Raw genomic sequence first — 13,467 nt, forward strand, 5'->3', positions numbered from 1 at the left:
GTTCCCGGGACGCTCCGAAAGATCTCTGGCGCAGACTTGCACCGTTTAGCTATAGTACTAGGCAACTAGATAAATGGAGTTGCCGATGATCGAATTCCACCTCGACGCCCGGTCGGGGCTCTCGCCGTACCAGCAGCTGGTCCAGCAGGTGCGGCACGCCCTCCGCCTGGGTCTGCTCGCCGAGGGAGACCAGCTCCCGAAGGTCAAGGACGTGGTCGCCTCCCTCGCTATCAACCCCAACACCGTGCTGAAGGCCTACCGCGAACTGGAGCACGACGGCCTCGTCTCGGCCCGGCCCGGTGTCGGCACCTTCGTCACCGCGACGCTCAACGGCGGCACCTCCTTCGCCGTGCTCGGGTCGCTGCGGCAGGACCTTCGCCGGTGGCTGGGCAAGGCCCGCAAGGCCGGTCTCGACGAAGAGAGCATCGAGGCCCTGCTGATGTCCACGTTTCGCGACTCCGCCAGAGAGGACATAGCGTGACCGTCCTGCGAGCCCAGGGGCTGGGCAAGAAGTACAAGCGCAAGTGGGCGCTGACCGGCTGCACGCTCGAGATCGAAGCCGGCCACGTCACCGGGCTCGTCGGCCCCAACGGTGCCGGGAAGTCCACCCTGCTGAACATCGCGTCCGGCATGCTGGAGCCGACGACCGGCAGCATCGAAGTCTGCGGCGGCGTCCCCGGCAGCGGGCCGGACCAGCTGGCGAAGGTCGGGTACGTCGCCCAGAGCACGCCCGTCTACACCGGGCTGACCATCGAGGAGCACCTGCGGCTCGGCGCGCACCTCAACCCGCGCTGGGACACCGCCCTCGCCGCGAAGCGGATCGAACGGCTGGGGCTCGACCCGAAGCAGCACGCCGGGAAGCTGTCCGGTGGCCAGCGCGCGCAGCTCGCGCTCACCCTCGGTATCGCCAAGCGGCCCGAGCTACTGCTGCTCGACGAACCGGTCGCCGCGCTGGATCCGTTGGCGCGCCGGGAGTTCCTGCAGGACCTCATGGAAGCCGTCGCCGAGCACGGGCTGTCCGTCGTCATGTCCTCGCACCTGGTCAACGACCTGGAACGCGTCTGCGACCACCTCGTCGTGCTGGTGGACTCGCAGGTCCGGCTGATCGGCGAGGTCGAAGAGCTGCTGACCACGCACCACCGGCTGTCGGGGCCGCGCCGCGACGTCGGCACGCTGCCGGCGGACCAGCTCGTCGTCTCCGAGAAGCACACCGACCGCCAGACCACCGTGCTCGTCCGCACCGAGGCGCCGATCCTCGATCCCGCGTGGACGGTCGCGCGGATCGGCCTCGAGGACCTCGTCCTCGAGTACATGAGCAACCCCGCCGCCGCCCGTCCCGCCCTGGAGGTCCTCCGATGACCTGGCTGACCTGGCGCCAGTTCCGCACGTCGGCGCTGTCCCTCTTCGCCGCGCTGGTCCTGATCGGCGTCGCGCTCGCGATCACCGGCCCGGACCTGGTCGGGCGCACCGACTTCTCCGACCAGGACGCCCTCTTCGCCGGCACGATCCTGGTGCTGTACCTGCTGCCCGCGGTGATCGGCGTGTTCTGGGGCGTCCCGATGATCACGCGCGAGCTGGAGACCGGGACGCGCAGCCTGGTCTGGAACCAGACCGTCACGCGCAAGCGGTGGCTCACCACCAAGCTCGGCTTCGGCCTGCTCGCCGCGGTGGTCGCGGCCGGCCTGCTCGGCTGGGCGGTGTCGTGGTGGGCGAGCCCGATCGACGCGCTCGCGGCCCGGCAGACCGACCGCGGGATGCTTTCGCGCATGGCGCCGGTGGTGTTCGGCGCGCGCGGCATCGTCCCGATCGGCTACGCGGCCTTCGCCCTCGCGCTCGGCGTCGCGGTCGGGATGCTGCTGAAGCGGACCGTGGCCGCCATGGCCGTCACGCTCGTCGCGCTCGCCGCCGTACTCCTCCTGGTGCCGACCTTCGTGCGGCCCTACCTGCTGCCGCCGCAGACCCAGACGGTCGCGATCACCGGCGAGAACATCTCGAACATCACCGGCGACGACACCCACGGCATCCTGGAGATCGGCGTGCGGAACCCGGCCGGCGCGTGGGTGCTGGCGAACGAGACCATCGACCCGGCGGGCAACGTCGCCGATCCGCTGCCGGACTTCGTCCAGACGTGCGCCCCGCGGCCGGGCCAGGGCCCGCCGGAGCGCGGGAGCATGGAAGCGTGCATGGCCCAGCTCGGCCAGCACGGCTACCAGCAGCGCCTGACCTACCAGCCGGGTTCGCGGTTCTGGCCGCTGCAGTGGCTCGAGCTCGCGCTCTACCTCGCGATGACCGCCCTGCTCACCTGGTTCTGCTTCCGTCGCGTCCGCCACCTGTCCTGACTCCGGTTCCTGGGGGAATCATGCGCACTCTCGCGGTAGCCACCGCTTTGACCCTCACGCTGTCGGCATCGCCGGTCGCTTCGGCGGCCACGACGCCCCACCTGCCCCGCCCGACCGGCCACGAGCCCGTCGGCGTCAGCACACTGTCCCTTGTGGACGGATCACGGTCCGATCCCTGGGTGCCCACCGTGCCCTACCGGGAGCTGATGGTCTCCGTCTTCTACCCGGCGACGTCGGCGAACGGGCCCACGAAGCAGTACATGACACCGCTGGAGTCCGAGCGCAACCTCGAACGGGACAACATCCCGGGGCTGCCCTTGGACGTCCTCAGCACCGTCCGGACGAACGCCGTCGTCGACGCGAAACCGGCCGGGCGGTGGCACGGCCGGCCGCTGGTCGTGCTGTCACCGGGCTGGACGCAGCCGCGGGCCGTCCTCACGGCGCTGGCCGAGGAACTCGCCAGCCGCGGCTACGCGGTGGCGGCGATCGACCACACCTACGAGAACCGCGCCACGACCTTCCCCGACGGCCACGTCACCGGCTGCGCCGCCTGCGAAGTCGACGACCAGCCCGGGATCTGGGAGAAGGTCGCGCAGGTGCGGACGAAGGACACGTCGTTCGTGCTCGACCAGCTGCTGCACTCGAAGAAGTGGGGCGCCCTGATCGACCCGGCGCGGATCGGCATGACCGGGCACTCCGCGGGCGGCGCGGTCACGACGCAGGCGATGCTGGCCGACCCGCGCATCCGGGCCGGGGCCGACATCGACGGGAGCATCCACGTCCCGCTCCCGGCGTCCGGGCTGTCCCGGCCGTTCCTGTTCCTGGGCAGCATGGACGACTACGTCCCGGGCCAGGAGGGTCCGTACGACGACTGGGAGACCGACTGGACCCACCTCACCGGGTGGAAGCGCTGGCTCATGGTGTCCGGCACGGTGCACGGCTCGTTCACCGATCTCGCCGTGCTCGCCGATCAGCTGGGCGTCGACATCGGCGCGTCGATCGACGGGGCCCGCGCGCTGACGATCACGCGGAACTACGTAAGCGCTTTCTTCGACCGGAACCTGCGGTGCCGGCCCGAGCCGCTGCTGGCCGCGCCGTCACCCACCTACCCGGAAGTGACGTTCATCGGATGAAGACGACGATCCTCACCGCGGTCACCGCGCTAGCTTTGTCTTCGCCCGTGGCTTCGGCACAGCCGCACTCCCCGGAGGCCGACATGACGCTTTCCCTGCCGGCGCCGACCGGGGACCGGCCGGTGGGCAGCACGCCGGTGTACCTGAAGGACACCTCGCGGCCGGACCCCTGGGTGCCGTCGGTGCCCTACCGGGAGCTGATGGTCTCGCTGTTCTACCCGGCGGCGTCCGCGCACGGGCCGAAGGCGCAGTACCTGACGTCGGCCGAATCCGCGGCACTTTTGCAGGACAGCGGTTTGGACGTGCCGCCGGACCTGCTCACCGGGGTGGTCACCCACTCGGTGGCCGGTGCCCGGCCGGCCGGGCACCACCTGCCCCTGGTGGTGCTTTCCCCCGGCTACACCAAGCCCCGCGCCACGCTCACCGCGCTGGCCGAGGACCTGGCGAGCCACGGGTACGCCGTCGCGCTCGTCGGCCACACCTACGAGAACACCGGCACGAGCTTCCCCGACGGCCACTTCGCCGGGTGCGCGTCCTGCGAAGTGCCGCACGACAGCGCGTTCTGGACGAAGCTGGAACTGGGCCGGGCCGCCGACGTGTCGTTCGTGCTGGACTCCCTGACGCACTCCCGGTGGGCGTCGCTGGTCGACGCGTCGCGGATCGGCATGGCCGGGCACTCCATCGGCGGCGCGAGCACGATCCCCGCGATGGTCGCCGACCCCCGGATCCGCGCCGGGATCGACATCGACGGCACGACGAACGTCGCGCTCACCGCGCCCGGGCTGTCGCGGCCGTTCATGTTCCTGAGCCACCAGCTCGCGGCGACGCCCTGCCCGCCGAACGAGCCGTGGGAACGCGACTGGGCGCAGCTGACCGGGTGGAAGCGCTGGCTCGAGGTGGCGGGCACGCTGCACGCGTCCTTCACCGACGTCGGCCTGATCGGGGACCAGCTAGGGGTCGACGTGGGCGCGACGACGAGCGCCGCGCGGACGCAGGAGATCACGCGGACGTACGTGAACGCGTTCTTCGACCAGCACGTGCGGGGCGAGCCGCGGCCGGTGCTCGACACACCGGCTTACCCGGAAGTCTCGTTCTGCCACTGAGAACGGCGGAAGCGGCACTCGTGGGGGTGTGCCGCTTCCGCCTTTCCCTTTGTCATCTGTCAATCCGAGGGGCGCCGAGGAATCCGTAGCCCGCGCCGACGATCAGGCCGCCGCCCACGAGGTGGCCCAGCCCGACCAGCAGCAGGTTACCCGCGAACGACCCGGCGATCACCGCGATCCCCTGGCCCACGCCGCGGCGGCGCGCGCCGTCGCCGCCCGGCGACCCGGCCGCGGGCTCGCCCGCACCGCCGCGGTGGCGATCACCCCCGGCACGGTCACCGCCGTGTGCTCCGGGCTGGGCGCCGCCGTCCTGGCCGGTCCGGCGGCGACGCTGCTCGGGCTGGTCCTGATCGCCGCCGTCCTGGGGAAACGGCAGCGGCGGCTGGTCCGGCTCGGCCTGCTCGCCGTCGCGCTGAGCCGGACGTTCCGGCCGGCGACGTGGCTCACCACGTTCCTGTAGCGCTCAGAGCTTGCCGCCCGCGACCGGCGGCATGTCCGGTGCGTCCTCGACCCCGGTCGTGGCCTCGCGGTACAGGTGGTTCTCGACCTCGAAGAGGTTGTCCGCGGCGCGCTCGACGACCGTGAGCAGCGTGGACATCTGGGCGACCTCTTCGACCTGCTCCTTGAGGAACCAGGCCACGAACTGCTCGCCGAGGTAGTCCTCCTCCAGCCGCGCGGCCTTCGCCATGGCCTCGATGTCGGCGGTCACCGCCCGCTCCTGGTCGAGGGCGACCTCGATCGCCTCGTGCGCGCTGGAGAAGTCGTTGCGGACGTCGCCGCTGCCCGGGATGGCCACCGGCTGGTCCCGGTCGAGCAGGTACTGGACCATGGCGAGGGCGTGGTTGCGTTCCTCGATCGACTGCCGGTAGAAGCGCTTCGCCAGCCTCGGCAGGTCACGGGCGTCGAACCAGACGGCGAGGGCGATGTACTGCTGCGCGGCGGTGAACTCGTGCCGGATCTGCGCCTGCAGGAGCTCGGAGAACTTCGAACGCTGGGTATCGGCCATGCCCCACAAGGTACGCGCGCGGGCTACGAGCGGCGCGCTCCGCGGACGCTGTCCTTGACGGCGTCGAGCAGCTCGTTCCGGGCCGCGTTCAGGGCCCGGTACTCGGGCTTCCCGGGGTTGATCAGCTCGTGCCACAGGGAAATGACCGCGGCGCTGCGGTCTTCCAGCTCGTGCGCCCGGGCGATCACCGCCGGCGTCCCGATCACCTCCAGCATCGCGACCTGTTCCCGCAGGCCCGCGAGCGCCTCGGCGCCGGCCTGGTACCTCGACCGGCGGTCGCCCTCGTCGGTGAGCACCTGGTACCGGAAGGCGGTGATCCGCCCGAAGTACCGGGTGATCTCCAGGTAGGCGTCGCGGATGTCGCGGTCCCACTGGCGCCGGTCCTCCCGGTTCAGCCGCCGGCGATCGCTCAGCGAGGTCGCGAGGAACGCGATCACCGCGCCCGCGAGCAGGAAGCCCCCGGCGATCACCGGAACACCCCACCACGGCGCGGAACCCGGTGCGGCTGGGGCGAGGGCGGCGGGCACCGGCGAGAGCATGCCGGCACGATACCGGGGAAAGGCGGCAAATCCGCCTGAAGAATTCGGCCGGAAGCTACGATCTGCGCGTGCCGAGCCACCTGCCCGACCTCGCCGGAACGGTGACCTGCGTGACCGGCGCGTCCGGGACCATCGGCCGCGGGATCGCCCGGCGCTTCGCCGAGGCCGGTAGCGCCGTGGCCGTGCACCACCGGCGTCCCGGTGCGGCCGACGACGTCGTCGCCGCCATCGAAGCCGCGGGCGGCCGCGCCCGCTCCTTCACCGCCGAACTCACCGACGACGACGCCTGCCACGCGCTCCTGGCCGCCGTCGCGGACTGGGGCGGGCGGCTCGACGCGCTCGTCAACAACGCCGGCGCCCAGCCCGTCGAACCGCTCGCGGACCTGACCGCGCGGCAGTGGCGGGCCATGCTCGACGCGACCCTGACCAGCGCGTTCTCCTGCACCCAGGCCGCCGCGCGGTTGCTGGGTGACGGCGGCAGCGTCACGCACGTCGCTTCGATCGAGGCCCGGCAGCCCGCGCCCGGGCACGTCCACTACAGCTCGGCCAAGGCCGCGCTCGTCATGCACGCCCGCGGCGCCGCGCTCGAATACGGCCCGCGCGGGATCCGCGTCAACACCGTGTCCCCCGGGCTGATCGCGCGAGACGGGCTCGAGCGGGACTGGCCCGAAGGCGTCGAACGGTGGCACCGCGCCGCGCCGCTGGGCCGGCTCGGCACCCCCGAAGACGTCGGCAACGCGTGCGTCTTCCTGGCGTCCCCGCTGGCTTCCTGGATCACCGGGCACGACCTCGTCGTCGACGGCGGGGTCACCGCCCGGCCGACCTGGTAACCTGGAACACGTTCTAGTTCCTGGGGGCGCGATGACCTTCCCGATCGTCGACGGCGTGCCGCCCGGGCGCGCGCTGCTGGGGTCCCGGATCCGCGAGCTGATCGAAGCTTCCGTGTGCGCGGGCGACGAAGCCGACCTGGCCGCCGCCGCGAGCCGGGTCGAAGCCGTCACCGCCGCGCTGCGGGAGGGCGGCGGCGCACCGCCGTTGCTGCTCGCCGCGCTCGAAGGCGGCGGCCACCTGAGCGTCAACAACCCGCTGGAAGGGCCCGGGAACCCGTTGGCGCCCCCGCTGTCGTGGACGCACGTGGGTCCGGACGAGGTCCGCGCGGAGGTCCTGCTCGGCGCGGCGCACGAAGGACCGCCGGGCCGGGTCCACGGCGGCTGGGTGGCGGCGGTCCTGGACCACGTGCTGGGCCGCGCCACCGCCGCGGCCGGCTTCCCCGGGATGACGGCGTCGCTGACCGTCGACTACCTCCGCGGCACGCCGTACGCGGTGCCGCTCGGCGTCGAAGGGCGGCTCGAGCGCCGGGACGGGCGGAAGCTGCACGCCACCGGCACCCTCCGCGCGGGCGAAGAGATCTGCGCGACGGCCACGGCGATCCTCGTCCACTTCAGCGCCGACCGGTTCCCGGTGTCCACTTCGGACTAAGGCACGACCGACGTGTGGCGGGGCGCTTCCGAACTCGACGACGCCATCAGCACCGCGCAGATCGGCACCGCCATCGCCAGCGCCGCCAGCACGAACACCGGGAACAGGAACGAGAACACCTCCGCGCCCGACGGGTCCGGTGCCCCGGCGTCGAGGTGCAGCCGGACCGCCGCCATGCCCGTGTAGTGCATGCCCGTCACCGCCGCCGCCATCACCAGGCCCGCCGCCAGGCGCGGCAGGAGCTTGTCCAGCCCGACCGTGAACCACAGCGCCGCCGTCGCCGCCACCACGGCGATCACCACCGACAGCACCACCAGCGTCGGGTCGTAGCCGATCGTGCCCTTGATCTGGACCGCCCACATCCCCGTGTAGTGCATGACGTTCACGGCGAGCCCGGTCAGCAGCCCGCCGAGCAGCAGCCGCCGCCAGGCGAACCGGTTGCGGACGCCGAACACCAGCAGGCCGCAGAACACCGCCGCCACCGACAGGACCGCCGACAGCGCCGTGCGCAGGATGTCGTAGCGCACCGGCAGGCCCGGCGTCGAGAACCCGAGCATCGCGATGAAGTGCATGACCCAGATGCCGACACCGCCGATCGACAGCGCGGCCAGCCCGAGCCAGGTCAGCCGGGTGCGCGCGTTGTCCGTCGTGCGCGCCTGCAGCGTGCACGCGAGCCCGAGGGCGCAGCCCACCACCGAAGTGAGGTACGCGAGCACGACGAGCCAGTGGCCCATCGCGAAGTCGTCGTGGTCCATGTGCATTTCCGGCTCCTGTCAGGCTTGCCGCTGCCGCGGGGCGTGCAACGCGGCCAGCGCGTACTCGGCCGCGGCGATGAGGGTCTGTTTCGTCGACTCCGGCGAGCGCGCGTCGCAGGTGATGACCTGGACCTCCGCCGGGACCTTGAGCGCTTCGCGCACCTGCTCCGGCGGGTGCTGGCGGGTGTCCTGGAACTGGTTGACGGCGATCAGGAACGGCAGCCCGCGCGACTCGAAGAAGTCGATCGAGGCGAAGCTGTCCGCCAGCCTGCGCGTGTCGACCAGGACGATCGCCGCCACCGCGCCGCAGACGAGGTCGTCCCACATGAACCAGAACCGGTGCTGCCCCGGCGTGCCGAACACGTAGAGGATCAGGTCGTCGGCCAGCGTGAGCCGGCCGAAGTCCATCGCCACCGTCGTGGCGAACTTCCCCGGCACCGCTTCGGTCCGGTCGACCCCGATGGCGGCGGCCGTCATCACGGCTTCGGTGCGCAGCGGGTCGATCTCGGAGACCGCGCCGACGAACGTCGTCTTGCCGGCCCCGAACCCGCCGGCCACGACGATCTTGGCCGAGGTGATCCGCTTGTCAGAGTGCGCGTAGTCCACTGAGGACCCTTTCGAGCAGGTCGTTGCGTTCGTCGAAGGAGGCGTCCGCGGTGAGCGTGTCGCGGATGGACACCTGGCCGGCGACCAGCAGGTCGCCGATGAGCACCCGGGCCACGCCCAGCGGCACGCCCAGGTGCAGGGCGACCTCCGCCACCGAGCGCTGGTTCAGGCACAGCTGCGTCACCGCGGCCAGCGGGTTGGTCGGGCTGAAGGGCGCCGCGCGTCCCTCGGCCGTCGTCTCGACGAGGGCTTCCACCGCCAGGTCGACCGTCGGCCGGGTGCGCCCGGCGGTCCACGCGTACGGCCGGGCCAGCGATGCCGCGTGCCGCCCGCCTTCGCGCCGCCGGCCTTGGGTCACCGGCTCGCCCCGGGTGCGGCCGTGGGTCGCGCGGGCGTCTCGACCATCTTCCCGACCCGGTCGACCAGCAGCGTCATCTCGTAGCCGACCAGGCCGATGTCGCACCCCGGGTTGGCGAGGACCACCAGGTTCGAGCCGTCGCCGACGTTCATCAGCAGCAGGAAGCCCTGCTCCATCTCGATGACCGACTGCACGACCCGCCCGGCGGTGAACAGGTCCGCGGTGCCGAGCGCGAGGCTCGCGAGACCGGACGCGATCGCGGAGAGCTGGTCCGCCCGGTCGCGCGGCATCGAGTCGTTCGCCGCCACGAGCAGGCCGTCCGCCGAGACGAGCGCGGCGTGCGCGACGCCGGGCACCTCCTGCGTGAACGCCGACACCAGCCAGTTCCGGGACTGGTCGACCACTTCCGCTCCTCCCTGCCGGGTGCTCATGCTCATCACTGGCCCTTCGGGTCGGTCGCGACCCGGTGGCGGGCCGCGCGCATACCGCTGTAGTGCCGGGAAAGGTTGCTCCGCACCGCGGCCGGGTCCCGGAACGACGGGTCGGCCTCCCGCGGCTTGCGCGGGGTGACCGAGCCGGGGGCGAGCTGAGCGCCGGGCTGCCGGGTCGGCAGGCCCGAGTCGGTGAGCTCGAGGTCGTCCAGCGTGCCGACCGCGGCCTCGGCGGCCTGCCGGACGTCGTCGGCGGGGGTCGCCCACTCGCCGGTGCGCGCCGGCTGCGCGGGCGGGTCGGCGAACCAGTGCGACAGCATCTGGTCGAAGATCGGCGTCGGCATCGGCACGGGCTCCGCGACGGCCGGGGGTTCCTCGGCGGGCCACCGGGGTTCCGGCTCGTGCCGGGCGCTCCCGTTGAGCGACGCGGGCAGCCCGGGCCGCGGCGGCAGGTCGACCAGGATCAGCACCCCGGGGACGTGCACGCTGGCGGTGATGCCGGCGCTCGCGGTCCGCGTGGTCGTCGGCCGCAGCCGCACGGTGATCCCGTGCGAGGCGGCGAGCCTGCTGACCACGAACAGGCCCATCCGGCGGGTGGTCTCCGGACTCACCGACGCGCCGGCGGCGAGCCGGGCGTTCGCCGCTTCGAGGTCCTCGCGGGTCATGCCGAGCCCGGTGTCGACGACCTCGATCAGCACGCCGCCGTCGAAGCCGCGGTCGGCGGTGAGCACGACCTGCTCGTCCGGCGGGGACGACCGGATCGCGTTCTCCAGCAGCTCGGCGAGGATGTGCACGACGTCGGCCGCGGCCTCGGACTGCACCGACCCGCGGGGCGCGTTGCCGAGCGTGACGCGCTGGTAGTCCTTGACCTCCGACGTCGCCGCGCGCAGCAGCTCGACCGTGGCGACCGGCCCGACCTCGCGGCGCACCGGCCGCCCGCCCGCGAGGACCTGCAGGTTCTCGCCGTTGCGCCGCAGCCGGGTGGCGATGTGGTCGATCTGGAAGAGCTCGGCCAGCCGCTGCGGGTCCTGCTCGTCGGCTTCGAGGTCCTCGATCACCGACAGCTGCAGCTCGACGAGCGACTGGCTGCGCCGCGACAGCGTCATGAACATCTCACTGACCTGGATCCGCATCTCGGCCTGCTCGCCGACGGCCAGCCGCACGGCCTGCCGGTGCATGTCGTCGAAGGCGCGGGCCAGCTCGCCGACCTCCTCTTCGGACTCGACGGGCAGCCGCTCGGTCGCCTGCCAGTCGACGTCCTCGCCTTCCCGGATCCGCTCGATGGTGGCGGGCAGCCGGCGGCGCGCGGTGTCGACCGCGGCGGCGTGCAGCCGCCGGATCGGGGCGACCACCGAACGGGCCACGGCGAGCGCGATGGCGAGGGCCCCGAGCAGCGCCGCGATCACGAGCGCGGCGTCGCGCAGCGCGTCGGACCGGGTGAGGTTGGTCCGGGCGCCGACCGCGTCCGCGAGGGTCGTCACCTGGTCGTCCAGGATGGTCCCGAGCGCCGCGCGCTTGGCCGCGGGCCCGCCGGCGCCGGGGATGGTCGCGGCGGCGAACCGCGCCGCCACCGCACCGGACGGCAGCGCGCGGCGGATCTGCCCGGTGAGCACCGCCTCTTCGGCGACGGCGGCCGCGAGCGAGTCCGCGGATCTTCCGTCCGGCACCTCCTGGCCGGCCAGGGACGTCCTCAGCTGCGTCAATGCTTTCGTGATATCGGCGGGCCGGTCGAGATCGACATTCCCGGCTTGGGCGACGATACCGGGGATCACCTCGCTCAAGCCGACGACGAAGTCGTGGTAGGCGGCGGCTTTCCCCCCGGCCGAACCTTCCTGCTGCCGCAGGCCGGCCAATTTCGCCAATTGATCTTCCAGTGTGCGGGAAAGCTCCGGGCCGAGCTGCGCGAATTCAGCGTCGTGCCGGATCGAGGCGGTTTTCGCGTCGACGGCGGCGGTCTGCGCGGCCGCGCCGTCGTGGATCAGCTCGTCGTCGACGAGGCCGGTGAGCTCGGCGATCCCTTGCACGACCGGCATTTGGTCGCGCACGGCGCTGAGCGCGCCGGCCTGGGCGAGCTCGGTCTGGATGCGGCCGCCCGCCAGCAGCAGCGCGACCAGGACGGGCAGCAGCAACACGACGGAGATCTTGGTGCGCAGCCGCCAGGTGCCGGGATTCCACGACGGGGTGGAACGACGGCGAAGCGGTTCGTCTTCTTTCATCGGTGGCGTGGCTCGATTCGTACCGGTGGCCGAGAACGATTTCCGGGATCTTTTTTCACGGAATTCAGACCGGAGACATAACTCCGCGGGCGGCGGTGCTGTCAAGGAACCGCGGCCGTTTCCCCCGTACGCATCAGCTACGCAGGGTAATGGTCGGCGACGCCGCTTTTCGCCTTCGCGAAGTGCGTGAATTTCCGTCCGCGGGAAGGCGGGATCGAGCCGGGCCGACCCCCAGCCGGCCCGCGCCACTCGCCGTGAAATCCGGCGGGAGGTGAGCAAGACGGTGCCAGCGGCTCGTGAGCAGCGTCAACAGCCGTGCGGACCTTTCACGCCTGGGTGAAACGTCACTCGGCGTCACCGCGGCTATCCTCGGCCGGGAAAGGGGGTGCGGGCATGCTGGAGATCCACTTCACGGACGCGGACCTGGCGAAGGTGACCATCGCCGAGGACGCCGATCCGATGTGGGAGCTGCTGATGAGCAGCTACCGGATCCGCCGGCCCGAGGGCGAGCCGTTCTTCGGCCGGTGGCGCAAGGGGTCGCGCACCGCCGTCCCCGAGTCCGGCCGGCTGCTGATGTCGGCCGTCCCGCCGTACGGGTACTGCCCGGACTTCCTCACCCCGGCCGGGCAGGCCACGATCGGTGACGGCGTCTCCGCGCTGCTCGAGACCCCGGGGAAGGTGCTGGCCGCGGACGTCGCCGAGCTGGCCTCGCAGGGCACGCGCGTCACGCCGTGGCTGCGCCGGCTGGCCGGCGGCGAGACCCGCGAACTGCACCGGCTCGGCACCGCCCTGCACGACTACTACCGCCAGTGCCTGGCCCCGGACTGGGAGACGGTCCGCCACGTCGTCGCCCGCGACCGCGACCGGCTGCGGGCGAACCTGGACCGCGGCGGGCCGCAGCTGCTGCTCTCGACGCTGCACCCGGACGTCACGTGGACGCCGCCGGTGCTGCGGGTGCGCTTCCCGATCGCGCAGGAGCTGCACCTCGACGGCCGCGGCCTGCGCCTGATCCCGACGTTCTTCGCGCACGGCATGCCGACGACGTACAAGGACCCGGGCCTGCCGCCGGTGCTGGTCTACTCGATCGGCCACCCGCGCTTCGACAGCGACGCCGAGCCCGGGCCGTCCCTGGTGGCGCTGCTCGGACAGACGCGGGCGCGGGTGCTGGTGACGGTGGCGACCACCCGGTGCAACACGAGCGAGCTGGCGTCGATGACGGGCGTGTCGCTCGCGACGGCCAGCCAGCACGCGTCGGTGCTGCGCGCCAGCGGGCTGCTCACGAGCGCCCGGTCGGGGAAGTCGCAGATCCACGAGATCACCCCGCTGGGCCTGGGCGTCATCCGCGCCGGCTGATCGGGTGTTGCCCCGGCGCGCGGGGGTCGTGTTAGCCTGTCGCCGTGCAGCGCCTCATGACGTCCTCGCGACTCGTAACCCGGCGCGCCGGCTGAACCCAGGTCGCCGGCGCGCAGCGTCGTCGATCGCTCTTCTCGGGACCTGGCCCC

16 protein-coding genes are annotated in these 13,467 nt (G+C 72.3%); 9 read left to right on the forward strand and 7 right to left on the reverse strand.

What is annotated here, in order from left to right; translation table 11 throughout:
* The first annotated feature begins 85 nt into the window (after positions 1-85).
* The 6 genes from ACIRSS_RS11185 (at position 86) to ACIRSS_RS11210 (ending at position 5,035) form a co-directional block, all read left to right on the forward strand.
* Entirely contained in the window at positions 86-481 is a 396-nt protein-coding gene (locus ACIRSS_RS11185; protein ID WP_400878524.1) for a GntR family transcriptional regulator, read from the forward strand.
* On the forward strand, positions 478-1,359 hold the full coding sequence (locus tag ACIRSS_RS11190; RefSeq protein WP_400893542.1) for an ABC transporter ATP-binding protein: 882 nt from the start codon (positions 478-480) through the stop codon (positions 1,357-1,359). The genes ACIRSS_RS11185 and ACIRSS_RS11190 overlap by 4 nt, the downstream gene beginning before the upstream one ends.
* Positions 1,356-2,339 carry a transporter gene (locus ACIRSS_RS11195; protein ID WP_400893544.1) on the forward strand — a complete coding sequence of 328 codons (984 nt, stop codon included), beginning with the start codon at positions 1,356-1,358 and terminating at the stop codon, positions 2,337-2,339. The genes ACIRSS_RS11190 and ACIRSS_RS11195 overlap by 4 nt, the downstream gene beginning before the upstream one ends.
* Positions 2,340-2,359: 20 nt before the next feature.
* The gene (locus ACIRSS_RS11200; protein ID WP_400893546.1) at positions 2,360-3,472 is read left to right on the forward strand and encodes an alpha/beta hydrolase family protein; all 1,113 of its coding nucleotides are present in this window, start codon (positions 2,360-2,362) and stop codon (positions 3,470-3,472) included.
* Positions 3,469-4,575 (forward strand): alpha/beta hydrolase family protein, encoded by a 1,107-nt coding sequence (locus ACIRSS_RS11205; RefSeq protein ID WP_400893547.1) that lies wholly within the window; start codon positions 3,469-3,471, stop codon positions 4,573-4,575. Before ACIRSS_RS11200 ends, ACIRSS_RS11205 begins: the two co-directional genes overlap by 4 nt.
* 121 nt (positions 4,576-4,696) lie before the next feature.
* On the forward strand, positions 4,697-5,035 hold the full coding sequence (locus tag ACIRSS_RS11210; protein WP_400893549.1) for a hypothetical protein: 339 nt from the start codon (positions 4,697-4,699) through the stop codon (positions 5,033-5,035).
* A 3-nt stretch (positions 5,036-5,038) separates the two neighbouring features.
* On the opposite strand, the gene ACIRSS_RS11215 is transcribed toward ACIRSS_RS11210, so the two are convergent.
* Entirely contained in the window at positions 5,039-5,581 is a 543-nt protein-coding gene (locus ACIRSS_RS11215; RefSeq protein WP_400893551.1) for a ferritin, read from the reverse strand.
* Positions 5,582-5,604: 23 nt separating this feature from the next.
* Complete coding sequence (locus tag ACIRSS_RS11220; RefSeq protein ID WP_400893553.1) at positions 5,605-6,120, reverse strand: hypothetical protein; 516 nt, start codon at positions 6,118-6,120, stop codon at positions 5,605-5,607.
* 80 nt (positions 6,121-6,200) lie between these two features.
* Between ACIRSS_RS11220 and ACIRSS_RS11225 the strand changes: the two genes are divergently transcribed.
* A complete protein-coding gene (locus ACIRSS_RS11225) occupies positions 6,201-6,950 on the forward strand; it encodes an SDR family NAD(P)-dependent oxidoreductase (RefSeq protein ID WP_400897400.1) in 750 nt (249 codons plus the stop codon).
* Positions 6,951-6,981: 31 nt separating this feature from the next.
* On the forward strand, positions 6,982-7,599 hold the full coding sequence (locus ACIRSS_RS11230) for a PaaI family thioesterase (RefSeq protein WP_400893554.1): 618 nt from the start codon (positions 6,982-6,984) through the stop codon (positions 7,597-7,599).
* Here ACIRSS_RS11230 and ACIRSS_RS11235 read toward each other — a convergent pair.
* From ACIRSS_RS11235 to ACIRSS_RS11255, 5 genes are read right to left on the reverse strand one after another with little or no spacing between them, the layout of a single operon-like run.
* On the reverse strand, positions 7,596-8,354 hold the full coding sequence (locus ACIRSS_RS11235; protein WP_400897402.1) for an MHYT domain-containing protein: 759 nt from the start codon (positions 8,352-8,354) through the stop codon (positions 7,596-7,598). The genes ACIRSS_RS11230 and ACIRSS_RS11235 overlap by 4 nt on opposite strands.
* 18 nt (positions 8,355-8,372) lie before the next feature.
* On the reverse strand, positions 8,373-8,960 hold the full coding sequence (locus tag ACIRSS_RS11240; protein WP_400893556.1) for a GTP-binding protein: 588 nt from the start codon (positions 8,958-8,960) through the stop codon (positions 8,373-8,375).
* Positions 8,941-9,318: a DUF742 domain-containing protein gene (locus tag ACIRSS_RS11245; protein ID WP_400893558.1), complete on the reverse strand. Its 378-nt coding sequence runs from the start codon at positions 9,316-9,318 to the stop codon at positions 8,941-8,943. Before ACIRSS_RS11245 ends, ACIRSS_RS11240 begins: the two co-directional genes overlap by 20 nt.
* Positions 9,315-9,749, reverse strand: a complete 435-nt coding sequence (locus ACIRSS_RS11250) for a roadblock/LC7 domain-containing protein (protein WP_400897404.1) — start codon at positions 9,747-9,749, stop codon at positions 9,315-9,317. Before ACIRSS_RS11250 ends, ACIRSS_RS11245 begins: the two co-directional genes overlap by 4 nt.
* Positions 9,750-9,754: 5 nt before the next feature.
* Complete coding sequence (locus tag ACIRSS_RS11255; RefSeq protein ID WP_400893560.1) at positions 9,755-11,965, reverse strand: ATP-binding protein; 2,211 nt, start codon at positions 11,963-11,965, stop codon at positions 9,755-9,757.
* 393 nt (positions 11,966-12,358) lie between these two features.
* Between ACIRSS_RS11255 and ACIRSS_RS11260 the strand changes: the two genes are divergently transcribed.
* On the forward strand, positions 12,359-13,318 hold the full coding sequence (locus tag ACIRSS_RS11260) for an ArsR/SmtB family transcription factor (protein WP_400893562.1): 960 nt from the start codon (positions 12,359-12,361) through the stop codon (positions 13,316-13,318).
* The last annotated feature ends 149 nt before the right edge of the window (positions 13,319-13,467 follow it).

This window comes from Amycolatopsis sp. NPDC101161, assembly GCF_044768185.1.
Taxonomy (GTDB): domain Bacteria; phylum Actinomycetota; class Actinomycetes; order Mycobacteriales; family Pseudonocardiaceae; genus Amycolatopsis.

Excerpts from the sequence above, each read along its gene's own strand:
- ACIRSS_RS11185 (WP_400878524.1), top strand. The coding sequence starts at position 86 with ATGATCGAATTCCACCTCGACGCCCGGTCGGGGCTCTCGCCGTACCAG.
- ACIRSS_RS11195 (WP_400893544.1), top strand. The coding sequence starts at position 1,356 with ATGACCTGGCTGACCTGGCGCCAGTTCCGCACGTCGGCGCTGTCCCTC.
- ACIRSS_RS11200 (WP_400893546.1), top strand. The coding sequence starts at position 2,360 with ATGCGCACTCTCGCGGTAGCCACCGCTTTGACCCTCACGCTGTCGGCA.
- ACIRSS_RS11205 (WP_400893547.1), top strand. The coding sequence starts at position 3,469 with ATGAAGACGACGATCCTCACCGCGGTCACCGCGCTAGCTTTGTCTTCG.
- ACIRSS_RS11215 (WP_400893551.1), bottom strand. The coding sequence starts at position 5,581 with ATGGCCGATACCCAGCGTTCGAAGTTCTCCGAGCTCCTGCAGGCGCAG.
- ACIRSS_RS11220 (WP_400893553.1), bottom strand. The coding sequence starts at position 6,120 with ATGCTCTCGCCGGTGCCCGCCGCCCTCGCCCCAGCCGCACCGGGTTCC.
- ACIRSS_RS11230 (WP_400893554.1), top strand. The coding sequence starts at position 6,982 with ATGACCTTCCCGATCGTCGACGGCGTGCCGCCCGGGCGCGCGCTGCTG.
- ACIRSS_RS11235 (WP_400897402.1), bottom strand. The coding sequence starts at position 8,354 with ATGGACCACGACGACTTCGCGATGGGCCACTGGCTCGTCGTGCTCGCG.
- ACIRSS_RS11250 (WP_400897404.1), bottom strand. The coding sequence starts at position 9,749 with ATGAGCACCCGGCAGGGAGGAGCGGAAGTGGTCGACCAGTCCCGGAAC.
- ACIRSS_RS11255 (WP_400893560.1), bottom strand. The coding sequence starts at position 11,965 with ATGAAAGAAGACGAACCGCTTCGCCGTCGTTCCACCCCGTCGTGGAAT.
- ACIRSS_RS11260 (WP_400893562.1), top strand. The coding sequence starts at position 12,359 with ATGCTGGAGATCCACTTCACGGACGCGGACCTGGCGAAGGTGACCATC.